The sequence below is a fragment of the Bradyrhizobium sp. B124 genome, assembly GCF_038967635.1.
Classification (GTDB): Bacteria; Pseudomonadota; Alphaproteobacteria; order Rhizobiales; family Xanthobacteraceae; genus Bradyrhizobium.
The window spans coordinates 2,498,394-2,523,423 of sequence record NZ_CP152413.1 but is presented as its reverse complement, the minus strand read 5'-3'; the positions used below and the strand labels follow the sequence as shown (position 1 = coordinate 2,523,423).

The window sequence follows — 25,030 nt, the reverse complement described above, 5'->3', positions numbered from 1 at the left end:
GTGTGCAGGCTGGGTGGGCCAGCTCAAACCTCTGATCACATCGTCTTGTTCGGGATCAGTTCGAAGCTGCTATCGGGGCCTTGATAGGCATCCAGCATCGCTTTGGCGATCGACTTCGGGTTGTGCCATCGTTCGACATAAAGTCGCGACGCTTGGCCGCGCATGGACCACTCGGAACGGCGATCAAGAACCGCGGCAATGCTCTCTGCAAGGTCTCCCGGGTTCAGCCGGTAGACAGGCAGTTCGCGCCTGATCGCGTCCGGAACGAACATCATATCTTCTTCCCGGATGTAGCATGCGGCCGGCTTTCCCATCGCCATCATCTCGACCGCGAATCCCCCGTACCAGCCTGCCAGCACCTGGTCGATTGCGAGATCGGCCGACCGATAAATCTCCAGCGCCTGCTCGTGGCTCGTCTTTTCGACAAGGATGAGGTCGAAGTCGTACCGTAACCGCAATTGTTCGAGGGCCTTCAGGATCATCGGTGTACCCTTGATCCGTCCGGCGGTCGGGGCATGAACGATCTTGAGCCGCCCCTGTTCGGAAGGCGGCACAACGTCGAACTTCTCGATCTCGACGTTTGAATATGGGAGGAACTGGCCGTTCGGTACGACGTGTCCGAGTTCCGGATTCAGATAGAAGACTCGATCGAATAGCGGCAGAACCTTTTCGATCAGAAAGTGCCGCCGATGGTCGAGAGCGTCCGTGCATCTTTGATACAGCTCGCAGTGTTGCGGGGCGCACATCGTCCATTCGTTTCGCTTGTTTCCCTCGTTCGCCAGCCGGACATCACAACCCTGCAGGGTCATGAACAGCTTCTTGTTGAACAGGCGGGCGGCGTGCAGGTCTGCGGTCGCCAGTCTGTTGATGATGTCCGTTAGCAGCGATGGCCGGGAGAGCACTGACCCCGGCGCGGAGAGGGGGAAACCCGGCGACAGAAAGGTCTGTCCAAAATAGTAGTGAAGAACATCGTAATGCCACTGGTTCTTCAGACCGAACGCCGCGCTGCGAATGGCCGTCTCAAAAAATCCGGCATCCTTTGCCGACAGCATCCGGTCTGCCGAGTATCCGAGCCACGTGTCGTTGCGAACGACCACGTCGCTGGATGCTCCCAGCTGCCGCTCGGCGCGGGACAGCACCCAGGGCTGATTTCCGACATTGACTGGTCCGTGCAGGATTCTCATGTGCGCGTATTCAGATCCGCTGACGGGCGCGAAGGCCGCACAGGGCTACGAGGCATGATCATCGCTCTCGAACTTGCTGACATGCCTCGTCAAGCTTGCCCGCAGATCCTCAGGCAGATCGGCAGTTTCACAATAGAGCCTTCCGAGCCTCGCTGCGACCGCTTGCAAGCTGTAATGGGCCTCTACATAGCGGCGCCCCGCCTTGCCGATATCGTTCAGGTCATACCCACCCTTCAAGCATCGCTTCAGCACATCATAGATTTCGTCGGGACGCGTGTTGATGATCGGGCAGGTTGCCGGATCGATCATCATTCGGTCGTCACGCAGAAAGCAAAGAACGGGTTTGGCCATAGCCATCGCCTCCAGGGCCGTATAGCCGTGAAAGCCTGCGACGAATTGATCCGCAACAACGTGCGAGGCGCCGAAAAGCTCGATGACCTTCTTGTTGGGAACTCCCTGCACGGAGACCAGCTCGATCTTCTCTCCCTCCTTCACCAGCCGATCGATCGCCTCGATCAGGAGCCTGGTTCCCTTGAAGTGCCCGTGGTTCGGCGCATGTGCCACTTTCAGCATGTCGCCGGCCTTGTAGGCTGGCGACCGCGCGACGAGCTTGCTGGCGTCAATCGGCCAGTAGTGCATGTCCCGGCAGCCGGGCACATAGGCCACCATATCCCCCATCGCGATCTGCGCGGTCGCACGGCCCTTGAGGCGGTTGATCGATGAGGCGTGCATCTCCGTCGTGCAGACACAGAACTTGCCGGGGGACGGGCATTCTTCGCACAGGTTCGGATGACCGAGTGCGAGTGTTGCTTCCCGTGCCCGGACGTCGGCGCCGTAGGCGTAGGTATACAGGCGCTTTCCCGACTGGAACAGGAGGTCGAGTTCCTCAGGGTTGATGCCATAACGTCCATCGCTCAGCATCAGGCCGCGGTCATAGAAGTAGTTGAAGAAATCGTAGCGCAGCAGGGCCCACGCCAGAACCAGGCGACGAAACAGGCCGAGGCCTCTTCGGCTGCGCAGCAGTCGAAGGAAGCCCTCGAACAGGATGAGATTGATGTCGAATGATCTCGTCACATAGTAGGTGTTGAACACCAGCGACGAGGAGCGAAATCCCAACATTCGATCGCAGCGTGCGAGAAGCGGAAGGGTGAGGATCGGGGTGGCGGCCCACAACGTACGCACCTTTCCCTTCGCAAGACGCTTCTCGGTGGCGCGCCGCGCCGCGCGAACAAGCATGCGCGTGACGAAATCCGCGATGGCAGATTGGGTCGGCCGGGAAGATGCAACGTCGTCGGCGGGAAGCTGTGCTTCCGTCAGGGACGTCGGTCCGATGGGTTCGATCTTGCTCACTCAGGGATCCGATGGATGCCAACTCAACATCAGCCAGCAGCAGCCAGCAGCTTCTAGCACAGGTTTGGTCCGAAGCGGCCATGCGATGCAGGCCCGGAGAGGCGGTGCAGAATTGGCGGCCGGCCCTCGCTATCTCAGGTTTCAGTCGCGTATGAAAACAGCTTCGACTGGTCCGGGAACGTTGACGTTCAATACACGAACAGGTTAAGACAGCCGCGGTTTGTTCCAAATGCGCGCATATTCTGACGCGGCGGTTATACCGAGCTCCGCCATCGAATCAATCTGGATAGGCATTTCGTGTGCGGCATATTTGGCCTCATAGATAAGACCGGGCCCGTCGATGCCCGCCAAGTGGACCAGATGACCGATCTCGTTGCCCACCGCGGTCCGGATGGGCGTGGGGTGAGGATCAACGGGAACGTCGGGATCGGACACCGGCGACTGGCCATCATCGATCTGACCGATGACGGCGCACAGCCGATGCGCGACAGACGGCTCCCGATCTGGATCACCTACAACGGCGAGATCTACAATTACGTCGAGCTCCGCACGGAGCTCGAGGCGCTCGGATACACCTTTCATACGGCTTCGGATACCGAGGTCCTGCTCACAGCCTATGTTTGCTGGGGTGCGGCGTGCCTCGAACGCTTCAACGGCATGTGGTCGTTTGCGATCCACGACGAGCGCGACAACACGCTGTTCTGCGCCCGCGACAGGTTCGGCGTGAAGCCGTTCTACTACGTCAATACGGCGACGCAGTTCGCGTTCGGCTCGGAGATCCGCCAGCTTCTTCCGCTGATCGAACGCCCGATCGCGGATGATGATCTGATCAACGATTTCCTCGTTTGCGGCATGACCGACCATACCAGCCGGACCTTCTTCAAAGGCGTCGAGAAATTGCCTCCCGGGCATCGGATGCGCGTCGATGTGTCGACGGGGCAGGTCGAAATCGAGCGCTACTATTCACTCGCGCCTGGGTTGGCCGTGTCTGATGAAGGCAGCGCAGCGAAATCGTTGCGGGAGCTGCTTGATGACGCGACGCGTCTGCGGCTGCGTTCGGATGTTCGGGTCGGAACCTGCCTGTCGGGTGGGCTGGACAGTTCGAGTGTCGCGACGCTGGCCGCGCGGCGCTATGCGCCAGGCTCGAGCGAGCGCTTCTTTGCCATCACGGCCGTGAGCGAGCAGGCGTCCAACAATGAAGAGGCGTACGCGGCGGAGGTTGCAGAACGGGCAGAGTTGAACTGGCTGCGCACCAAGCCGACCTATCAGGACTTTGCATCGACGGCGGAGACCTTGCTCGACGTCCAGGAGGAGCCGTTCGCAGGTCCTTCGATCATGATGCAGTATGCGGTGATGAAGGCCGCGCGATCGAATGGCGTCATCGTGCTGCTCGATGGTCAGGGCGGTGACGAAACGTTGCTGGGGTACCATCGCTACTATGCGGCCTGGCTGCTCGACCATCTTCGCAGCGGTGGCGTCCGTGGATTCCTGTCCGCCTTCGGCGCCGCCACGCGGGCGGGTATTTCGCGCCGGCGGTTGCTGATGTATTTGTTCGGTGCCGGTTCGGCAGGGCTGCGCGCTGCCTATTATCGCTTGCGTTACACTTTCCTGCGAAATCCCGACTTGCCGGAGCCGCTTCGCCGCTTTGCGTCGAAGACGAGGGATGCGCAGGCCATGCAAGTGCTGGAGATTACCGAGACCAATTTGCCGATGCTGCTGCGTTTCGAGGACAAGAACTCGATGCGGTTCGGCATCGAAACGCGACTTCCATTCCTCGACTATCGCTTCGTCGAGTTTGCTTTGGCGCTTCCCACACGCATCAAGCTGAACAAGGGATGGGCAAAATGGCCGCTTCGCGCAGCCATGAGCGATCTGCTGCCGGCCAGCATCACATGGCGGAGGGACAAGATCGGTTTTGCTGCTCCCGACCGGATCTGGCTCACGCGACACTCCGCCGCGATGTATGACAAGGTGATCGCAAGCGAACTCCTGGCCCGCTATGTCGACATGCCGAAGCTCAAGAGGAAATTTCACCGGCTCGATCTCGGAATGCGCTGGAGGCTTTATTGCGTTGCGCTCTGGGGTGAGCGCTTTCGGGTCGAAGCGCCATGAGGCCTAATGATTCCTGGATGTCATCGTCGCCGTCGATAACCGCGGGCTTGTCGGCCGCTGCTTTCCGGGCGGTCCGATGAACATCTGGCTATTGCATCCGTTCGCAGGCGGGCCGGGCCTTGGCCGTCACTGGCGTCCGTTTTGGCTCGCAGATGCCTGGGGAAAGATGGGACATCGGGTCGTGGTGGTCAGCGCCGGCTTCCATCACCTGCACCGGGAGCCGCGCGCTCCGGGGCCGCAGCGGATCAACGGTGTCGACTTCTGGTTCCTCGACACCCCGCGCTATGACGGCGGCAATTTGGGGCGGCTTCGCAACAATCTGAGCTTTGCGCCGGCCTTTCGCTCGGCGACATCTGCGATCGCCGCGCAATTCGGCGAGCCGGATCTGATGATCGCGTCCAGCCCGCATCTGTTCTTCATTTCGGCGGCACGTCAGATCGCGCAGCGCTTCGGTGCCAGGTTCTGGCTGGAGGTTCGTGACCTCTGGCCGGAGAGCATCGTGGCGCTTGGAATGACCCCGACCTGGCACCCCCTCGTGAGGTTGCTCGGCTGGAAGGAGCGGTCCGCCTATCGCGCCGCGGATCGCGTGATCTGTCTTTTGGCCGGTGCGGAAGCCCATATGCGGGCGCGTGGCTTGAGCGCCGGCAAGTTCATCTGGATACCCAACGGGGTGTCCGACGGCGAGATCCAGAGCGCGCTGACGATCGAAACTCTCGGTCATCCGTTGATAGACCGTATCAATCAGCTGAAGCAGCAGGGCAGGCGGGTTGTCCTCTATGCCGGCGGCATGGGACCGCCAAACGCAGTGGAGGTCGTTCTCGACGCCGCTACCGTCCTCGGCAGCACAAGCCCCGAGATCAATTTCGTTCTGATCGGTTCAGGCACCTCGCTCGCCGAACTGAAGCAGCGGGCGGCGGGGCTTGCCAACGTGGAGTTTCACGACGAAGTCGATCGGTCGATCGTGCATGGCATGCTGCACGCGTCCGATTGCGCGGTCGTCGCCTTCCACAAGAACGCGCTCTACCACCACGGTATCAGCCCCAACAAGCTGTTCGACTACTGTCTGTTCGCGCCGCGCAGCGTCATTGCCTGCGAAGCGCAGGCGCTCGCCGAGCTCGAGGATTTGGTGACTGCGCGATGCGCGCCGGACGACCCCGGCGCACTCGCCGCGTCCCTGCGCGCGGCGCTGGACGGTCCGGCGCGATCGCGGGCCGAACGCGTCGCCATCGCGCAGCGGTACAGCTATTCGGCGCTGGCCGCGCGGTACCTGGCCGAGGCCGGGGATTCGGCCTAGGTGTGGCTGTAGCGACACATGGGTCCTAGGTAAATTCCTTTGTTATCAATGATTTGTAATGTTCATCGCGTGAACGAATTCGCTTGACGTTCATCCGGTGAACGCGCTATCAGCCTCTCCAGTGGGGATAGGCGTGATGGCGGGCATTCTACCGACAGATGAGAATGACAGCGATCGGCTGGTGCTCGGTCTGCTCACCTCGCTTGAAGCCGATGGTGCGCAGTCGCAGCGGCGGATCGCGGCCGATCTCGGCGTCGCGCTCGGCCTGGTCAACGCCTACCTGAAGCGGGCGATCAAGAAGGGCTTCGTCAAGGTCGGGCAGGCGCCGGCACGGCGCTATGCCTATTACCTCACGCCGCAGGGCTTCTCCGAGAAATCGCGACTGACCGTTCAATTCCTGACAGACTCGTTTTCGCTCTTCCGCAAGGCGAAGGAGGAGTATGGCAGGCTGTTTGAGCGCGCCCAGGCGCTCGGCTTCAGGCGGGTGGTGCTCGCCGGACAATCCGACCTCTGCGAAATCGCGATCCTGTGCGCGGTCGATGGGCCCATTTCCGTCATTGCGATCGTTGATCCCGATGCAACCGCGACCCGGTTCATTGGCGTCAAGGTCGTTTCCTCCTACGCGCTGGTGGACGAGCCGTTTGACGCGGTCGTTGTGACGCATCTGACGGCGGCGCGCAGTGTATTCGAGCAGGCGGTCAGCAATTTCGGGGCGGAGAAAGTCCTTGCGCCGGATCTGCTGGGCCTGCGTCCAAAGCAATCGGTGGGGGCGTGATAGCCATGGAGCTCAGTTCACGCTGGTACGTCGTCCAGACGCAGGTCAATGCCGAAGCAAAGGCGGCCGCCAACCTCGAGCGGCAGGGATTTTCGATCTATTACCCCCGCTACCTGAAGCGCCGCAGCCATGCCAGGAAGGTGGAGACTGTGCCGCGTCCGTTGTTTCCGCGCTATCTCTTTGTCGGGATCGATCTCGCGTCGCAGCGGTGGCGCGCCATCCAATCGACGCTCGGCGTGTCGCATCTCGTGTGTGTGGGAGATCGGCCCGCGGTGGTGGAAGGCCGCGTCATCGATGCCTTGAAGGGGCGCGAGGACGACGCCGGCTTCATCACGCTTGCGCGCAGGCCGGCGTTCTCGCCCGGGGATAAAGTGCGAATTGTCGAAGGTGCGTTCGTCGACAGTCTTGCGCTCGTTGAAGACGCCAGCGATCAGCATCGCGTTGCGGTTCTCTTGAACCTGTTGGGCCGCAAGGTCCGTGTTCTTGTCGGGACGGACCTGATCGCTGCGGCGTAACTGCGTCTGCCTCCGGGCAGGCGCAATGGACATGTTTGGCTTGGGTGTGATGTTCGATTCACCCCGAGTGCGGTAGCTTGCCTGAAGCAGGCAGAAACGTTTGAGAGAGGGGCCCATGACGACTTACGCATTGATCGGCGCTGCCGGCTACATCGCGCCGCGGCACATGCGGGCGATGGCCGAGACTGGCGGCAATCTGGCCGTGGCATACGATCCGAACGATTCCGTGGGCATCATGGACAGCCATTTTCCGGATGCCGAGTTCTTCACCCAGTTCGAGCTGTTCGATCGCCATGTCGACCAGTTGCGCAGAGGCGGCCGAAAGATTGACTACATGTCGATCTGCTCGCCGAACTATCTGCACGACGCGCATTGCCGGTTTGCATTACGCTCGGGAGTGGATGCCATCTGCGAAAAGCCGCTGGTCCTCAATCCCGGCGACATCGACGAACTGGCCGCTATCGAGCAGGACACCGGCCGCCGCATCTCGACCATTCTGCAATTGCGGCTGCATCCGGCGATCATCGCCCTGCGCGATCGTTTCGCCAATTCGCGCAAGCGCCACAAGGTCGAGCTGACCTACATCACCTCGCGCGGACGCTGGTATCACACCTCCTGGAAGGGAGCAGACGCCAAGTCGGGTGGTGTCGCGACCAATATCGGGGTGCACTTCTTCGACATGCTGAGCTTCGTGTTCGGCCCCGCCAGCCGCAACGAGGCGCACCTGCGCGAGGAGGAGAGGGCGGCCGGCTCGCTGGAGTGCGAGCGCGCGGATGTCAGCTGGTTTCTGTCGCTGGACCGCAACGACCTGCCCGACAGCGTGAAAGGCAAGAAGACGACCTATCGCTCGATCACCGTCGACGGCGAGGAGGTCGAATTCTCGGAAGGATTCACTGATCTCCATACGCGCAGCTATGAGGAGATCGTCGCCGGGCGCGGCTTCAGGCTGGACGAAGTCCGCCCCTCGATCGATATCGTCTCCACGTTTCGCCATGCGCCGATCGTCAGAAGCAACGGCGTTCACGCCTTTGCCCAGAAGGCGATGCACAAATGAGCGAGATGCGCGAGGATCCGCGCTTTCCGGGCGTCCTGATCCATCAATCGAGCTACGTTGACGATGGGGCGGTGCTCGGGCGCGGCACCAAGATCTGGCACTTTTGCCACATTCTGGCCCGGACGGTGATCGGCGAGGATTGCTCGATCGGCCAGAACGTGATGATCGGTCCGAACGTTCGGATCGGAAACGGCTGCAAGATCCAGAACAACGTCTCGATCTATGATGGCGTCGAACTTGACGATGACGTGTTCTGCGGCCCGAGTTGCGTCTTCACGAACGTGAACAATCCGCGCGCCGGCGTGTCGCGGAAGGACGAGTTTCGCAAGACGCCGATCGGACGCGGAGCCAGCATCGGCGCCAATGCGACCATCGTCTGCGGACATTCGCTGGGCGAGTACTGCTTCATCGGAGCCGGTGCCGTCGTCACGAAGAATGTCGCCGCATTTTCGTTGATGGCAGGCAATCCGGCCCGCCGAATTGGTTGGATGAGTAGAGCAGGCGAGCGGCTGGGCAGCGATCTGGTCTGCCCACGCACTCACCGTCGTTATGAGCTTCATGATGAAGCGCTGGTTGAAATCGAGGGTTGAAGACAATGGACATTCGCGGAAAGAAGGTTGTCGTTATCGGGGGCGCCGGGCTGATCGGGTCGCATGCGGTCGATCAGCTGACGCAGACTGACGTCGGCGAGATCGTCATTTACGACAACTTCGTGCGCGGCACGCATGAGAACCTCGCGGGCGCGCTGCGCGACCCTCGCGTCAAGATCTTCGAGGCCGGCGGCGATATCACCCAGGTCGACATCCTCGATGCGGCCCTGAAGGGCGCCGACGGGGTGTTTCAGTTCGCTGCGCTCTGGTTGCTGCAGTGTCACGAATTTCCGCGAACAGCCTTTGACGTCAATGTCAACGGAATGTTCAACGTCCTGGACGGATGCGTGCGCAACGGCGTCAAGCGGCTGGTCTGGTCGTCGTCGGCCTCCGTCTATGGCGATGCCGTCGAGGAGCCGATGACGGAAGACCATCCGTTCAACAACAAGAACTTCTATGGTGCGACCAAGATCTGTGGCGAGGCCATGGCCCGTGCCTACCACTTCCGCTATGGCCTCGACTATGTCGGCCTCCGGTACATGAACGTGTATGGACCGCGTCAGGACTACCGGGGAGCCTATATCGCGGTGATCATGAAGATGCTCGACGCGATCGACAAGGGAGAGGGACCGACGATCCTGGGGGATGGCTCGGAGGCGTTCGATTTCGTCGCGGTGGAAGATTGCGCGCGCGCCAATCTGTGCGCCATGGGCGCGAGTGCGACGGATCGCTTCTACAATGTCGGCACAGGACACCGGACCTCGCTGAAGCAGATCGCCGAAAAGCTCCTGAACCTCACCGGCTCCAATCAGCCGATCAACTATGCGCCGCGGAGCCAGGCCACGCTGGTGCGCAATCGGATCGGATCGCCGAAGCGGGCCCAGGAGGAGATCGGCTTCACCGCCGCAATCGACCTGGACGAAGGGCTGCGGCGGCTGATCGACTGGCGCAGAAGCCATATCGATCAGGTCGATCAGCGTCGTGCGAAGGCTCAAATCTGAAGGTTCAGATCTGAGCTCGCACCCGACATCATTGAATAGATCGGCCAGAATAACATGTGTGGCATAGCCGGAATTCTGCACCGCGACGGGCGGCCCGCTTCAATCACCACGTTGACGGCAATGACCGATATCATTGCCCATCGCGGGCCGGACGGCGAGGGCCACTATTGCAACGGTCCCGTTGGACTCGGTCATCGCCGGCTGTCGATCATTGATCTGACCGACGCCGCGCGGCAGCCGATGGAGATGCGCGACGGCCGATTTGTGCTGACCTACAACGGGGAGATTTACAACTTCAAGGAATTGAAGGTCGAGCTTTCTGCCAGGGGGCACGTCTTCAACTCCTCGGGCGACAGTGAGGTGTTGCTGCACGCCTTCGCCGAGTGGGGTCTGGGCGCGCTTCTCAAGTTCAACGGCATGTTCGCCTTTGCGATCTGGGACAATCACGAGCGGAAGCTCACCTTGGCCCGGGATCGCTTCGGCGTGAAGCCGCTCTACTATGCCGAACTTGGGCAGACATTCGTGTTCGCGTCTGAGCACAAGGCTTTTCGGGCATTTTCGGAGTACAAGTCGCGCGTCGACATCAGGGGGCTGTCGGAATATCTCAGCTTTCAGAACTTCTTCGCTGAGCGGACACTGTTTGCCGGCGTGAAGTTGTTGCCGGCCGGCTGCTATCTGCAGATTTCGCAGGACAGCAGGGCCGTCGAGCCGGTGCAGTACTGGGATTTTCATTTCGAGGAGCCCGAGTACGCCGTCGATGAGAATGAGGCGATCGACGAGCTCGATCGCCTGTTCAGGCAGGCGGTCAACCGGCAGCTTGTGAGCGACGTCGAGGTCGGGTGCTATCTTTCCGGCGGCATGGATTCAGGCTCCATCACCGCGCTGGCATCGAGCCAACTGCCGTTCATGCGGACCTTTACGGTCGGCTTCGATCTCAACTCGGCCTCGGGCGTCGAACTCGGATACGACGAGCGGACCAAGGCCGAGCACATGTCGTATTTGTTCAAGACCGAGCACTACGAGATGGTCTTGAAGGCCGGCGACATGGAGCGTGCGCTGCCGCAGCTTGCATGGCATCTGGAAGAGCCTCGCGTCGGCCAGTCCTATCCGAATTTCTATGCGGCAAAACTCGCATCCAAGTTTGGCAAGGTGGTCCTGACCGGGACCGGGGGAGACGAACTCTTCGGCGGATACCCCTGGCGTTACTACCGCGCCGTCGTGAACGACGACTTCGATCATTATATCGAGAAGTACTTCGGATTCTGGCAGCGCATGGTTCCGAGCGGAACGATGCCGAAGCTGCTGGGGCCGGTATGGGATGAGGCCAGGCAGACCTCGCCGATCGATATCTTCAGGGGAGTGTTCAAGGAGCACGCCTCGGAGCTGCGGCGGCCCGAGGATTACGTCAATCACTCGCTCTACTTCGAGGCCAAGACGTTCCTGAACGGGCTGCTGATCGTCGAGGACAAGCTGGCGATGGCGCATGGACTCGAGAGCCGAGTGCCGTTTCTCGACAATGATCTCGTCGATTTCGCAATGAAGCTTCCCGCCAAGATGAAGCTCGGCAATCTGACCGAGGTCATTCGCCTCAACGAAAACGAGCCCGGCGGAAAGGCGCAGCGCTATTACGAGCGCACCAAGGACGGCAAGTTGATTTTGCGGAAGATGATGAGCCGGCATATCCCCGACGAGGTGGCGGAGCGCGAGAAGCAGGGCTTCTCCGCGCCGGATGCCAGCTGGTTCAAGGGGGAGAGCATCGAGTATGTCAAACGGAGGCTCTTCAGCAACACGGCCCGCATCTACGACCTGGTCGACCGAAAGACCGTTCGCTCACTGGTCGACGAACATCTGGAAGGACGGGAAAACAGGCGGCTGCTGATCTGGTCTTTGCTCAATCTCGAGCAGATCATGGAAAGCAGCTTTTAGGCACGCACAAATGGGAGCGCGCTGCAGATGAACGGTCTCTTCCCGGCGGCAAGATGGGTGCGGGTTGGCCTCTCGCCATACCGCAACTCTCAGGCCCTATGGACCACGATCAATCAGATCCGGCGATATCCCGATCTCTTGCGGGAGATGGTCGATCGTGACCTGAGCGCTGCGCATGCGCGGCACGGGTTTGGCGCCTTGTGGATTTTCATTCATCCACTCGTTGTCGTCGGAACATACCTGCTCATCTTCGGCTTCGTGTTGGGCAGCAAGCTGTCGATCAGCGCGGATTTTCCCGGCGATTTCTCTGCCTACATCCTGGCAAGTCTGGTTCCGTGGCTGATGATGCAGGCCGCGCTTGTTCGCGGACCCGGAGCGCTGATAGGGAGCGCAAGTCTCGTCAAGCAGGTTGTGTTTCCGATCGAGCTGCTTCCGATCGCGGCAACCATTGCTGCAACGGTCCCTCATCTGCCGGCGCTTGCGCTCGTCATTCTCTATAAGGCTTATGTGGGCGGGCTCAGCTGGATGCTCCTGCTGCTGCCGGCCGTATTTACCGTTCATGCAATTCTGGCGATCGGATTGAGCTTCGCCCTTGCTGCAGTCACTCCTTTCTTTCGCGATATGCGCGAGATCGTCACGGTGTTCACCTCGATCGCAATGTATCTGATGCCGACGGTGTACCTGCCCGACTGGATGCCGCGTGCCCTTCGTCCATTGATCTATTCGAATCCCTTCAGTTACCTCGTCTGGGTCTACCAGGACGTCCTCTTCTTCGGTTCGTTCAAGCATCCGTACGCCTGGGCGGTTACAATCGTGTTCGCGTTGCTAAGTCTGGGGCTCGGATACCGCATGTTTGAAAAGCTGAAACCGTACTATGGCAATGCTCTCTGACAATCGAGACGCCGGCGACCTGATCGCGCTTGCCGGGTCATTGGACCCGCAGTGCGCCATTCGTGTCACTGACCTGGGAAAGGCCTATCGGCTCTATCAGCAGCCGTTGGACTTCCTGAAGGAGATCATCACCGGAAAGCCCCGGCACCATGAGCATTGGGCGGTCCAGAATGTTTCCTTTGAAGTGTTGCGCGGGCGCGTGGTCGGCATCATCGGGCCGAACGGCGCGGGAAAAAGTACCCTCCTGAAGATCATTGCCGGACTGCTGGATGCCACAACCGGGCGAGTTGAAGTGGCCGGAAAGCTGTCCGCGATCCTGGAATTGGGGACCGGCTTTCATCCGGATGTGTCGGGTCGCGACAACATCGTGCTGGGCGGCATGTGCCTGGGTATGACGAGAGCGGAAATCGAGGCAAAGGTTCCCTGGATCATCGATTTCAGCGAGCTTGCCGAGGTGATCGATCAGCCGTTCCGGACCTACTCGAGCGGCATGCAGGCGAGACTCACCTTCGCTACCGCGATCAGCGTCGATCCGGAGTTATTCATCGTCGACGAGGCTCTCGCTGCCGGCGACACCGCATTTGTCAACAAGTGCATGAAGCGAGTTCGTCAGATCTGCGAAAGCGGCGCCACCGTCCTGTTCGTCTCGCACTCGAGCGGGTTGATCAGCGAACTGTGTGACGAGGCGATCTGGATCGACAAGGGGCGGGTGCTGATGCACGGAAATGCCCAGCGTGTCAGCAAGGCCTATGAGCAGAGTGTTTGGGATATCGAGGAAGCGCGCAATCTCCGGGAAACCAAGAAGCTGAGCGAATCGATTGAGAGCACGGCCGAAACCGGAAAATACGAGCTTGGCGGCGACACCCTGCAGATCACTGCCGTCGAGGTGATCGACGTCGAAGGCAAGCCGATCGGCGTTGTCAAGAACGGGCAGCCACTTCGCATCCGGGTGTCGTGGTCGGGCTTCTCCGAGCACAAGCAGATCTACGCAAGTCTGCGGATCGATACCGCACGGCTTCAGGCGGTGACCGGAATTGAGGGATACGACGGTGGCCTGTTTCTCGACGGGGAGGATGGTCTGCCGGAACGTGGCAGCGTCCTCTACGAGGTGCCCGAGCTCGCTCTTGGCGAAGGACAATATTACATCTCTGCCGCTCTGTGCCGGCACATGCTGCCGAAGGGGGCGGAAGCCATCCTGCATTATGTCGAGAAGGCGGCGCAGTTCTCGGTGTCGCGCAATTCACTGTGGCATTTCAATTATCTCTACGATCCGAAATTCACCTGCAGTATCGAGCGAAGCTGATGACGATGACGGACGGTGATTGGCAGGAGAAGCTCGAGGCGTTCTTTGAGCTTCGCGCACGGCAGATATCGGAGAAGCCGACGCTGGATGACCTCTGTTACGTCGCCGGCAGAAATCCGTTTCTCTGGACCGATGAGGACCTGCTTTCCGATCTGAAATCGCACATGTTGGGCCTGATGCAGCTCGACCAGAACTGCAAGGTTCTGGAGGTGGGATGCGCCGCCGGCCTTCTTGCGTTGCTCGTTGCGCCGAACGTAGGCAAGTACGTGGGCGTCGATCTGGCGGAGACCCCGCTCGGCGTTGCGCGACGGCTTGAGCTTCCCAATGCCGACTTCCGCCAGGCGGCCGGGGAGAATTTGCAGTTCGGTGACCGCGAGTTTGACGCCGCCTTTTGCTATGATGTGTTCTCGAACTTTCCGAAGTTTCAGACCGGCGAACTGATCATTCGAGAGATGCTTCGGGTCGTGCGCCCTGGCGGGCGCGTTCTCGTCGGCTCTGTGCCCGACCGGAGCAAGCTTGAACAGTCTCAGCGGATCGCGGCGCAACTGGCGGCTGGATTTGGCGCACAGCTAGCCGCTCGCCCGCCGCTGGAAACCATGGTCAAGCAACGGAAGCCCAATTCTTTGGCCAAGGTTGCAAGCTATCTTGGATTCGCCAAAGACGCGCCCGCCGCGCAGATCAAGCCGGAAATCGTATCGTATGACTTCCTCAAGGAGGACTTCATCGATCTCGGGAAGCGCCTTCGGGTCGAGACAGAGATAGTCGACATCCACCCGCGCAATCCCTATCTCGGCACCCGCTTCAACGTCATTTTCGTCGCTAAATGAGAATCGTCGGATTTCACGACGTCGATCGTGGCCGCTGGAACGCGCTGGCGGCGTCTTCGACCGAGGCCTGGCTGAACCACGATACGGCGTGGGTTTCGATCGAGGAGCGTTTCTTTGTCGATGCGAACCTGTCGTTTGCCCTGATTGAGAACGACGAAATCGTCGGTATTCAGCCGTTGTACCTGAGCGACGGGACCGGTACGCCGTTCGGTGAGCGCCTTCTGCATTCAGGAATCCATCGTCATACCGGCTTGGCTACAAGCGGGCGGATCGACCGCGGTACCAGGAAAGCTCTCCGCACGGCGGCCATGGACGAGATATTTCGATTGGCCGAACTGTACGATGTCGATCGGATCCAGCTCAATTCCCACAATCTTGCGCCGAGCAATCGCGCGGAGTCGCGTGAGGAAATTCCGTTTTGGGTGAGAGACTTTGGATTCCAGCTCGGAATAGCGTTCGGTCCAAATGGAATGAGCCCTTTCCCGGGTCACTCGACGGTCAATGCCGATCAGTTGGTCGAGCTTGACCAGTCCGAAGACGACATGTTCTCGAATTTGGACGAAGGGTGCCGAAGGGCCGTTCGGAAGGCGCTCAAGGCGGGCCTCGAGTTCGAAGTCGCCACCGATCGATCAGCCCTGAAGGACTACCTGGAAATAGCCGAAGAGTCGGCCGTCAGAACGGGAGAGGCGTTGCCGCCGATTTCCTACTATGAGGCGGTGCTCGATGGCTTTTTCGCACAAGGCCGGGCGCATCTGCTCTTCGTGCGTGAACGAGCCGCCCGGTTAGCCGGGTTGATCGTGCTCAGCGACAAGACGGCCGTGCACTTCATGGCCGGAGCCGCCCGATCTGATGCCTTGAAGCTCCGACCCAACGACTTGCTTCATTGGAGCGCGATGTTGTGGGCCAAGCGAGCCGGGTTTCGAACGTATCGTCTGGGGCCGTGGTTTCCGGAAGTGCCGCGAGACTGGCCGATCTCGAAAGTGTCGTACTTCAAGACGAAGTTCGGATCGACGTCATTGCCGATCATTCAGGGGAGTATGTTTCGTCGCCCGGAAAGATACCGTCGGGAATTGCCCGCGTTGGAAGAGAACCTCACAGGCGTCGGCTATCGCGCAGCGGAGTCTTTTGTGTCCGCGCGAGCCGGCAGTGAGTTTGTTGCCCACCTTCTGCGCGTCTTCGGATTTCCTGGTGCCTCGGCGTCGCCGGACGGCAGGCCTCTGGTTCTGTATCGTCCGCAGCGCGAGGATGTCAGCCGAGCGTCCGACTTTCTCGGTCGCGGCGGCTCCGTCGTTGCCGTATTGCCGGCCGTTGGGTTTGCGAAGGCATTCGCCGTCAGATCGGAAGCAAGGGCCGTCGATTCGCCGCGGGTCCTGCAGGCCGAAATGGCGGGGCAGAAGCCCTGGAAGAGGTTGCGGACGCTTCGTTCGTATATGCGATTTGTGGCGGCGGAAGGCGTGCCTGTCGTCACCGATGACGAGGGGCGGGCCGCCTGGCTCTGCTTACGCACCTCCGCGGGCGGGTCGATGATATTCGCCGGCACCGATATCGTTTCGGACCTCGTTCGGTATCGCCAGGGCGATCCTGCGGCCGCCGACAGGCGGCCCACGGATGCAATGTGGGGCTTCGCCGGTGAGCGGCCAAACTATCTCTTCGAAGGCCAGCTTGCCGGCGAGGATGCGCGTGAGCGGCATGCCGACTGGTGGTGCGAAGCCCTGTCGGACGCACTGACGCGCCTGTGCGGCGAGACCAGGCTTCCGATGTTGCCGAATGGGGCGCCGGGCGCGATCGTCATCACGGGCGATGACGATCAAGCCGCGCTCGATCGGTATGCCGAGCAGCTGGAAGCGCTCGGCTCGCTGCCGGTTACATATTTTCTTCATCCGCTTACCAAGCATACACCGGAGACGTTGGCGCAACTCAAGTCGCGCAGGCGCGTCGAACTTGGTTTGCATCCCGACGCGCTTGAAGAGCCGCAAAAATATGCCGAGCTCTTCTCGGAACAGGCGAACTGGTTCAAGCAGCTGACGGGAGAGGACACGCGGACTGTCCGAAACCATGGATTTCTGAACGACGGGTATTGGAAACATGCCGAGGCATGGAATGCGCACGGCGTGAAGGGGAGCTCCAACCTGCCTGGGCTTGATGGTCGCATGCTCAACGGCTCGCTGCTACCCGGAAGACTTTTGCTCGATGACAAGCTCACGGATCACTGGAGCATCCTGACCGCCATCGGCGACGGGATCGTGTTCGTGCACGGCTGGAATGATGATCAATCGGCGGATTGCATTTTCGGACTTGCGGACGATATTCGCAAGAGCGGCGTCCCCGGCGTGATCGTCGTCAATCTGCATCCGGAGAATATCGACAAGACCCGAGGGATGCATCACGCGGTTCGCAAGGTCGTCGACGACGGGTTCGTTCCGTGGACGATGAGCGAATGCCTCGCATGGTTCGAGAGCCGTCCCGAGCAGCGGCAGGCTGACGTTCGGCCGGCTTTCTCCTGGGCGCGGCTTTTGGGCCGACGGAGCGGCTGAGTATGCGCCTCGGCATTCTGTCCGACGCTCACGGGAATATCGAGGCGTTCGAGCTGGCGCTGGCGATCTTGGCGGACGCGAAAGCCGATGCGATCTACTTCCTGGGGGACGCAGTTGGGTACATCCCGGAAAAGGGCGTTGTCAGCGCACTTCGGGCCGGCGGCATTCACATCGTGAGAGGAAATCACGATGACATGCTGGTCCGGCAGACGACGGTTGCTGACCGCGAGGCGATCTATCGTCATTGCGAGACGTTTGCGCTGCTGAGCGACGATGAGCGCGACTTTGTCAGCAGCTGGCCGTCGAAATTGACCGTCCGTGATGAGCGTGGAACGATCCTGTTTGTTCATGGCAGCCCAAAGGATCCGTTGGGCGGCTACGTGTATCCGGACAGCAGCCTGTCGGACTATGCGGAGGTCGACGCAGACGTCGTCTTCATGGGACACACACACCATCCCTTTGTGCGGCAGCACGCGGACAAGCTCTTTGTCAATGTAGGGAGTTGCGGCCTACCGCGAGGAAGTGACCTTCGGGGATCGGTCTGTATCTACGATCCACGCGAGCGGGCCGCAGAGATCATCCGGTTCGATATCTCAGGCCCGTGTCGTCGAATCCTGTCGCGCTATCCGCTTGCGCCCCCGGTCGCTTCGCTGCTTGAGAGGTGCGCCGATTTCAAAGCGAACGAGGTGCAATCTTGAAGAGTAGACGCGCAAAAGTTCTGCTGACGGGGATCGGCGGGGGCGGTCACGGCGAACAAATACTCAAGGCTCTCCGGTTGGGCGAGCTCGAGTACGACATTGTGGGCACGGACGTGAGCGATCTGTGCGCAAACCGAAACCTCGTCAATAAGTTTGTGCAATTGCCGCGGGCGAGCCACCCCGCGTATCTGGATGAGCTTCGATCGCTGGCCTTATCGGAAAAATGTGTTGCCGTCTTTCATGGATCAGAACCCGAGATGGCTGTTCTGAGCCGAGCGCGATCCGCGCTCGAGGCTGACGGCCTGTACGTGCCGGTAAATCCGCCGACCGTTCTTGAGATTTGTCAGGACAAGACGAAAACGATGGCTCACCTGGCCTCGTGCGGATTGTCGGCGCCGAGCTTCATGGAAGTGCGCACGCTGTCGGATCTCGACCAATGGGAGACCCTGCCGGCAATCCTCAAGCCGTCGGTCGGCGGCGGTGGGTCGGCGAATGTCTTCATCGTTCAATCGCGCGAAGAACTGCTGGCCTTCTCGCGCTATCTGCTTGCGACTTCTGAAGCCTTCATTATCCAGGAATACATCGGAACCTCGGACGACGAATATACGGTCGGCGTGCTGTTCGGTGCGGATGGTGCCCTCCTCAATTCGATTGCGATCCGGCGGGTCATCAACAACGCCCTGACGATCCGTACCCAGGTCCCCAATCGGTCGGGTCGTCCCGATCTCGGATCGCGGCTTGTGATATCGACTGGCATTTCGCAGGGACATATTGCGGACTGGCCTGATGTGCGAAGCGCGTGCGAGAAAATCGCCGGCTCCCTTTCACCGAGAGCTCCGATCAACGTGCAGTGCCGTGTCGTGGACGGTGCCGTCGTTCCGTTTGAGATCAATCCCAGATTCTCGGGAACGACCTCGCTGAGGGCAATGGCTGGATACAACGAGCCGGACATTCTCGTTCGAAGAGATGTCTACGGCGAGAACATTCCGGTGCGGTTTCCATACAAGGAAATGACGATCCTGCGGGGCTTGCAAGAGCATTCGATTGGCTAAGTGAGCGTTCTGAACTCGACAGGCGGCAGCGGATCAACAAGGAGTGAGCTTATGACAGCGCAATGTCCGGTATGCGAATCGACGCAGCTAGGTGATATCTATCCGTCCTTCTCCGGGACCTGCATCACATCCGACATGATGGTGCTTCGTGAGGCATCGCTGGACAACCGGCTGTGCAAGGAATGCGGCCTCATCTTCAACGCCGGCGGGACGCGGGGGCGGGCCGAAGCCTTCTACAAGGACAGCTACAATCTGATGATGAAGAGCCCCGACGCGGCAATTCAGAGCTTCTCGGGTCCGGCTCCCATCTCTCAAGCGGAACGCACGCACCAGATCCTGAGGGAAATGACCAATCTGCCGGCCGACGGATCGGTGCTGGAGATTGGTGCCGGAAAGGGCGATTTCCTGGGGCATTTTGTTGAAGAATCTCCCGACTGGCGCGCGGCGGCATTCGAGCCGAGCTCGGCATTCGACGTGCTGCAGAAAAGATTTCCTTCCGCCCTGCTTCGACGCTGCGACTACAAGGATTTCGACGCTGAGGCGGCGAGCTTCGATCTGATCGTCGCCTTGGGCGTCCTGGAGCACGTCGAGAATCCGCTCGACATGTTGAAGTGGGCGCACAGGCACCTCAAGGAGGCGGGCCTCTTCTACATTCGCGTTCCCAACTTTGCGAAGAATCCGAACGATCTGTTTTGCGCAGACCACCTTTCGAAGCTCACCCTCCATACATTGGAATCGCTGGCGCACGCGGCCGGATTTGATGTGGTGTCCTCGAAAGAGGCAGGTGTGCCGATCTTTGTTCTGCTGAGGAAGATTGCTGCGCCGAAGCCGCACACGGTGAACGTGGCAGAACTCAATCGGCACACGGTTGATCAGAACTCGACCGTGGCCAAGGTTGCGATGGATGCGATCGATCGGTGCCGCAAGGCAGCCGATGCGTCCGGCGAGCCATTCGCCATTTTCGGCTTGGGGTCGTCGGGCTTGTTTGCGCCGTTCTACCTCGGCTTCGACGCCGGGAAGATCGCGGCGTATCTCGACGAAAATCGTTCCACGTGGGGAAGCGGCTTGAACGGACGTCCGGTGGGCGGTCTCGACAAGATCAAGGAATTGGGGATCCGGCACGTGGCGTTGGCGATCAGCCCGGTCTATTTCGATCAAGTGAAGGCGAAGCTGGCACCTTACGGAGTGGAAGTGTATTCGGCCTGAGGTCAGGTCAAAGACCTGTCCCTCAGCGCACCGCCGGATTCCTGGCATCGAGAGTAGCGATCCAATGAACATCACAGAACCGAGTTTCGACGAAGCTGAAATTGCGTTGCTGCGAGAGTGCCTCGACTCGAAGTGGGTTACGCAGGGGCCGCTCACAGAACGATTCGAGCGGCTCATTGCAGAGAAGCACGACGTCAAGCATGCCCTTGCGTGTACGTCTTGCACCGCCGCGCTGCATCTGGCGACCATGGCCCTGAAGCTTGGGCCGGGAGACGAGGTGATTGTTCCCGCTTTCACGTGGGTCACAAGCGCGCACTCGGCTGAATATGTCGGTGCGAAGCCCGTCTTCGTCGATGTCGATCTGTCGACTTTCAATATCGATCCGGAACGGCTGGAAGCCGCGATCACGCCACGCACGAAGGCCATCATCGCGGTCCACCTGTTCGGCCTTGCCGCCCCGATGGACGAGATCCTGGCCATTGCGCGGCCGCGTGGCATTCAGGTGATCGAAGACGCCGCATGCGCAATCGGCACGACCTACAAGGGCAGGCTGGTTGGCGCGATTGGCGACATCGGCTGCTTTTCATTCCACCCGCGTAAGGCCGTCACGACGGGTGAGGGCGGCGCCGTAACCACCAACCGCGATGATCTTGCGGAACGCGTGCGGTCGCAGCGCAACCACGGCTCGACCGGCGCTCCGGATTCGTCGATCGAGCCTCACGGCCCGTGGACGATGGCGACGTTTGACAATCTCGGCTTCAACTTGCGCTTGTCCGACATCCAGGCGGCGGTTGGGGTCGCGCAAATGGGCAAGCTCGAGCGGCTGCTGGCAGAACGCAGGCGTCTCGGCCATCGCTATTCCGAGTTGCTCGCCGGGAACAATTCGATTGTGCGACCGCTCGGCGGCGACGTCGATGGGCATGCATTTCAATCCTACGTTATTCGTATCGTTGACGGGCATCGCGAGCGCCGCAACGCGGTGATGGCGGCGCTGGCTGCCGCAGGAATTCAGACCCGACCGGGCACGCATGCGGTGCATCGGCTCGGCTACTACAAGAACAAGTATGGCCTGCGCCCTGAGCAGTTTCCGAACGCGGCACTTGCGGAGGACACGACGATCACATTGCCGATTTTTCCGAACATGACGGAGGAGGATCAGCGCCGGGTGGTTGATTGCATCAATCGAGCCAGCGCTTGAGGCAAGTGCGGAACGCAGCCGGTGTCTTCGAAGCTATTTCGGTCGGTTCGTTACATGTTGGGGGGCTCGTGCTTTCCCAGGCTCTCCCAGCTCGCGCGAAAGAACCACAATTTTGGCGCAGCTGTCTCTGCGCTTTCGTCGACACCGCAGCGAAGACGCGTAGATCAGGCGATCATCGAGAATGTGAACCGGGTTGCTGCCGAGGGCGACTACGAGCTCCTCACGACCATGCTGGATGCGCTGCGACCGTTTCTAAATCCCGATCAATCCCCTGATGCGCGCGACTTCTGGGATGCTCTGGTGGCCGATTGTCGCGTGATCGCTGCGGATCGACTGCTGCGAGGCGAGATGAACTCTCTCTGGGGGGTCACGCCGATCGTCAATCTGAGCGCAGGCGTTGCTGCAGATCGCGCTCTGGGCGTGAACGCCCGCTCGCTGGTGTTCACCACCTACCACACTTCATCGAACTTTGATGTCGTATGCTCGGAAATTCAGGCGCGTCTTGTAGCTGAGCGTGGTGAGGATTGGTTCCTGTTTCGATGGCTCATGCTGGTTTGGGCCATTGCCAACTTCGATTTCTTTCATCTTTACAATGATCGCGGCATCATCGAACCGGCCGGTGGCTATGGCAGTCCCCGCTTTGGAATTGCGGTGCGCGAGATGGAAATATATCGCCAGGCTGGCAAGCGGCTCTATACCTACGCATACGGTGCCGACCACAGAATGCGCGAGAAGAACCTGGCGCTTGGAAAATGGAACTTCTGCTCCGAATGTCCTGATCCCGGGGTTTATTGTGTCTGCGACGATGCCGGCGGCGCTGCCATGCTGCAGGTCATCAGAGAATACTCGACTGCCGTGGTGGCGCACGGGTTGGCCATGAAGCTTATCCCTGGCGCTCGAAACGTGCCGTACCTGACGGTCGATATTAATAAATTCTCTCCCCGACGATCCTGGTCTCAAGGGGATGGCAAGCTGGTTGTGGGTCACTTTCCGAACCACGGCTATTTCAAGGGGACAAAATATCTGGAAGGCGCAATCCACTCCCTGCAGGCTGAAGGTCATGCAGTCGAGCTCTTGCTACTGAGCGGAAAGCCGCACCATGAAATACTGGAGGCGATGCAGAAGATCGACGTTCTTGTCGACCAGCTCATAAGCGGATCCTTCGGCTTGACTGCCGTTGAGGCAATGGCATCGGGCTGTCCCGTCATCTGCTATTTGCACGATGGAGTAGCGATCGCCGATCGCGAAACCTGCCCGGTCATTGAGGCAAATCCGGATACGATCAAGGAAGTCTTGGGTCGGCTGATCTCGGACCGCACACGGCTTTCGGAAGCCGGAGCCGCCGGCCCTGATTATGTCCGGAAGAACTACTCTGTGGAGGCGCTCGGCAAGCATTTGGCGGATCTATATGTGGAGACCGCGGATTTGCCAAAGCCGCTGAAAGCAACAATCGCCGAAAGCGCGAAGTCGCTGAATTCGTGATGCCGTCAAAACGATCCCTGCTCGAACATTCGAACTGCTCTTGCGGGCGCGTTACCAGTGCGCGGGGCGCCTAAACCAGTGTCAATTCCCTATGTCGAAACCGGCCTCGAGAGTAGCCTGAATCAAATCGACTCAACGCAGGCGATCGAGGCGGAAAACGCACGCGCCTTGCGTTTGATCGACGACTTTCAGCGCAGAATGGGCCGGCCGCTTCGCGTTCTTCACATCGGCAACATAGCCAACAATGCCTACAACAATGCCCGCATTCAGCGGAAGCTCGGCATCCAGGCCGACGTGTTATGTTACAACTACTACCACATCATGGGGTGCCCGGAGTGGGAGGATGGCGCGCTGCAAGAGGGGTCCTCGGCGCTTGGGCAGGATCATTTCAGGCCCGATTGGTGGGCGACAAGCCTGAAGGGATGGAAGCGACCCCATTGGTTCGTTCAGGGCCCATCCGCGCTTTGCATTGAATACCTTCGCGCCAGGAACGCGGGTTGGAGAACCACGGCATATTTGAAATGGTTGGAATTGGAATTGACCGCCCTTCAGGACGCTCGTTCCGGCGACAACAAGGGCTTCCTCGCCAAATATGTTCCTAAACATCTGAAATTCCTGCTCTGGCTCAGGGGGCGCGCTCGGTCATCGGACGGGAACAGGCAACCTCTTAGCCTGTATAGAATCTGGCTTGGAACGTTCGTGGCAAATGGCGTGCTCGGACCGGAATCCAACACGGGCCGATCCGAGGCGAATTGGCTGGACCGAATCTCAGCTGCGGCATGGTTGAAGACTACGCGTCGCGGTCCGCAAGCTGATGCGGAGGCTCGCGACGCACTCAGTGCGTTACGGGAGGATGTTCATCGGCTCCGCGTCGGCGGAATTCTGGAGAGGTCGTCTTCGTTTGCCCGCTTGCTGGTCTCCCGCTTCCTGTCGCTCCTAGAGCGAGCAATGCTCAAGCTCATTCCGGTCTCGGCTTCCGGCTGCGTGGGACGATCGATGTCTGATCCAGTAACGCGAGCAAGGGAAATTGAAACATTGCTCGATGAAATCAGGACGGATCCTTCCGAACTTGATGGTCAATCGCTCAGCTATCGCGAGGAATATATAACGCTGCATCCAAGGCCCTTCGAGGATATCCTCTCGCACTATGACATCATTCAGGGATATGCCATCGACGGGCTGATACCTATGATCAACGGCGTCAAGAACTTCTGCTGCTACGAGCACGGGACACTTCGTGACATTCCGTTCGAAAACAATCTGACCGGCCTGATATGCCGCATCTCGTATCAGCGCGCGCCGGTGGTGTTTGTCACGAATTCCGACGTGTTTCCTTCGGTGGAGCGGCTTGGGTTGAAGCCAGAGCGCGTGTTCCATTTGCCGCACGCATTCGACGACCAGAAACTGAAAGAATATCGTGCGGCGCATCCCGAGCTTGCGCCTGCGAAAAACGGGCCTGTCATTTTCTTCAGCCCGTCTCGTCACCATTGGAAGCGTGGAAGCGTGTCATGGCAGAAGGGCAATGACGTCGTCATTCGCGCAGCTGCGGAGATTGCACGAGAACGGACCGACTTTAAGCTCGTATTCGTCGAATGGGGCCAGGAGGTCGCGGATAGCAAGGAGTTGATCGAGGAACTGGGTCTGTCGAAGCTGGTTGAATGGGTCCCGACCATGTCCAAGCGGGAACTGTGGCAGCGCTACTGTGTGTCGCATGCAGTCGTTGACCAGTTCGTTATTCCAGCTCTCGGCGGCGTTGGGTTCGAGACGATGGCGTTGGGTGTTCGGCTGATTTCCATCATCGACCGGCAACAGACGGCCCTGTTTTTTGGTCAAGAGCCGCCGTTGCTCGCGGCCGGTAACGTCGCTGAATGCGCGGCGCGAATGCGGGAAGTCATCCAGGATCCTCTTGATACCCAAGGCCGAGGCCGGGCTGCTACTCAATGGATGTCGACGTTCCATTCCGCGGAAAGAATTGTTGCTCTCCAGTGCAAGGCGTATAGCAATTTGCTGGTGGGTCAGTGGTGATGGCGTTTCCCGC

Annotated in this window: 20 protein-coding genes; 18 read left to right on the top strand and 2 right to left on the bottom strand. The window is 59.9% G+C overall.

Features of this window, described 5'->3' with window-relative positions:
* Positions 1 to 35 precede the first annotated feature (35 nt).
* Together AAFG13_RS12185 and AAFG13_RS12180 are read right to left on the bottom strand one after the other, a co-directional pair.
* The gene (locus AAFG13_RS12185; RefSeq protein ID WP_342712129.1) at positions 36 to 1,184 is read right to left on the bottom strand and encodes a hypothetical protein; all 1,149 of its coding nucleotides are present in this window, start codon (positions 1,182 to 1,184) and stop codon (positions 36 to 38) included.
* 45 nt (positions 1,185 to 1,229) lie between these two features.
* Positions 1,230 to 2,534: a glycosyltransferase gene (locus AAFG13_RS12180; RefSeq protein WP_342712128.1), complete on the bottom strand. Its 1,305-nt coding sequence runs from the start codon at positions 2,532 to 2,534 to the stop codon at positions 1,230 to 1,232.
* 297 nt (positions 2,535 to 2,831) lie between these two features.
* On the opposite strand from AAFG13_RS12180, the gene asnB (AAFG13_RS12175) reads away from it, so the two are divergent.
* The 18 genes from asnB (AAFG13_RS12175) to AAFG13_RS12090 all read left to right on the top strand — a co-directional run bounded on the left by asnB (AAFG13_RS12175) (position 2,832) and on the right by AAFG13_RS12090 (position 25,017).
* On the top strand, positions 2,832 to 4,646 hold the full coding sequence (asnB, locus tag AAFG13_RS12175; RefSeq protein ID WP_342712127.1) for an asparagine synthase (glutamine-hydrolyzing): 1,815 nt from the start codon (positions 2,832 to 2,834) through the stop codon (positions 4,644 to 4,646).
* Positions 4,647 to 4,722: 76 nt separating this feature from the next.
* Positions 4,723 to 5,940, top strand: coding sequence for a glycosyltransferase family 4 protein (locus AAFG13_RS12170; protein ID WP_342712126.1), 1,218 nt, complete (start codon positions 4,723 to 4,725; stop codon positions 5,938 to 5,940).
* A 136-nt stretch (positions 5,941 to 6,076) separates the two neighbouring features.
* Positions 6,077 to 6,715, top strand: coding sequence for a winged helix-turn-helix transcriptional regulator (locus AAFG13_RS12165; RefSeq protein ID WP_342712125.1), 639 nt, complete (start codon positions 6,077 to 6,079; stop codon positions 6,713 to 6,715).
* Between the two features lie 5 nt (positions 6,716 to 6,720).
* Positions 6,721 to 7,230 carry a transcriptional activator RfaH gene (locus AAFG13_RS12160; RefSeq protein ID WP_342713323.1) on the top strand — a complete coding sequence of 170 codons (510 nt, stop codon included), beginning with the start codon at positions 6,721 to 6,723 and terminating at the stop codon, positions 7,228 to 7,230.
* Between the two features lie 115 nt (positions 7,231 to 7,345).
* Entirely contained in the window at positions 7,346 to 8,284 is a 939-nt protein-coding gene (locus AAFG13_RS12155; protein ID WP_342712124.1) for a Gfo/Idh/MocA family oxidoreductase, read from the top strand.
* Entirely contained in the window at positions 8,281 to 8,874 is a 594-nt protein-coding gene (locus AAFG13_RS12150; protein WP_342712123.1) for an acyltransferase, read from the top strand. The genes AAFG13_RS12155 and AAFG13_RS12150 overlap by 4 nt, the downstream gene beginning before the upstream one ends.
* Before the next feature lie 5 nt (positions 8,875 to 8,879).
* The gene (locus AAFG13_RS12145; protein WP_176530103.1) at positions 8,880 to 9,875 is read left to right on the top strand and encodes an NAD-dependent epimerase/dehydratase family protein; all 996 of its coding nucleotides are present in this window, start codon (positions 8,880 to 8,882) and stop codon (positions 9,873 to 9,875) included.
* A gap of 54 nt (positions 9,876 to 9,929) precedes the next feature.
* Positions 9,930 to 11,801: an asparagine synthase (glutamine-hydrolyzing) gene (gene asnB, locus AAFG13_RS12140; protein WP_342712122.1), complete on the top strand. Its 1,872-nt coding sequence runs from the start codon at positions 9,930 to 9,932 to the stop codon at positions 11,799 to 11,801.
* A gap of 27 nt (positions 11,802 to 11,828) precedes the next feature.
* Positions 11,829 to 12,692, top strand: coding sequence for an ABC transporter permease (locus tag AAFG13_RS12135; RefSeq protein WP_342712121.1), 864 nt, complete (start codon positions 11,829 to 11,831; stop codon positions 12,690 to 12,692).
* Positions 12,676 to 13,995 carry an ABC transporter ATP-binding protein gene (locus AAFG13_RS12130; protein WP_342712120.1) on the top strand — a complete coding sequence of 440 codons (1,320 nt, stop codon included), beginning with the start codon at positions 12,676 to 12,678 and terminating at the stop codon, positions 13,993 to 13,995. Before AAFG13_RS12135 ends, AAFG13_RS12130 begins: the two co-directional genes overlap by 17 nt.
* Positions 13,995 to 14,822 (top strand): class I SAM-dependent methyltransferase, encoded by an 828-nt coding sequence (locus tag AAFG13_RS12125; RefSeq protein WP_342712119.1) that lies wholly within the window; start codon positions 13,995 to 13,997, stop codon positions 14,820 to 14,822. The genes AAFG13_RS12130 and AAFG13_RS12125 overlap by 1 nt, the downstream gene beginning before the upstream one ends.
* On the top strand, positions 14,819 to 17,356 hold the full coding sequence (locus tag AAFG13_RS12120; RefSeq protein ID WP_342712118.1) for a GNAT family N-acetyltransferase: 2,538 nt from the start codon (positions 14,819 to 14,821) through the stop codon (positions 17,354 to 17,356). Before AAFG13_RS12125 ends, AAFG13_RS12120 begins: the two co-directional genes overlap by 4 nt.
* Positions 17,357 to 17,358: 2 nt before the next feature.
* A complete protein-coding gene (locus tag AAFG13_RS12115; RefSeq protein ID WP_342712117.1) occupies positions 17,359 to 18,054 on the top strand; it encodes a metallophosphoesterase family protein in 696 nt (231 codons plus the stop codon).
* Positions 18,051 to 19,106, top strand: a complete 1,056-nt coding sequence (locus tag AAFG13_RS12110) for an ATP-grasp domain-containing protein (protein WP_342712116.1) — start codon at positions 18,051 to 18,053, stop codon at positions 19,104 to 19,106. The genes AAFG13_RS12115 and AAFG13_RS12110 overlap by 4 nt, the downstream gene beginning before the upstream one ends.
* A gap of 51 nt (positions 19,107 to 19,157) precedes the next feature.
* Positions 19,158 to 20,312, top strand: a complete 1,155-nt coding sequence (locus AAFG13_RS12105; protein WP_342712115.1) for a class I SAM-dependent methyltransferase — start codon at positions 19,158 to 19,160, stop codon at positions 20,310 to 20,312.
* A 64-nt stretch (positions 20,313 to 20,376) separates the two neighbouring features.
* Entirely contained in the window at positions 20,377 to 21,510 is a 1,134-nt protein-coding gene (locus AAFG13_RS12100; protein ID WP_342712114.1) for a DegT/DnrJ/EryC1/StrS family aminotransferase, read from the top strand.
* 21 nt (positions 21,511 to 21,531) lie between these two features.
* Positions 21,532 to 22,992, top strand: a complete 1,461-nt coding sequence (locus AAFG13_RS12095; RefSeq protein WP_342712113.1) for a glycosyltransferase — start codon at positions 21,532 to 21,534, stop codon at positions 22,990 to 22,992.
* 78 nt (positions 22,993 to 23,070) lie between these two features.
* The gene (locus AAFG13_RS12090; protein WP_342712112.1) at positions 23,071 to 25,017 is read left to right on the top strand and encodes a glycosyltransferase; all 1,947 of its coding nucleotides are present in this window, start codon (positions 23,071 to 23,073) and stop codon (positions 25,015 to 25,017) included.
* Positions 25,018 to 25,030: the final 13 nt, after the last annotated feature.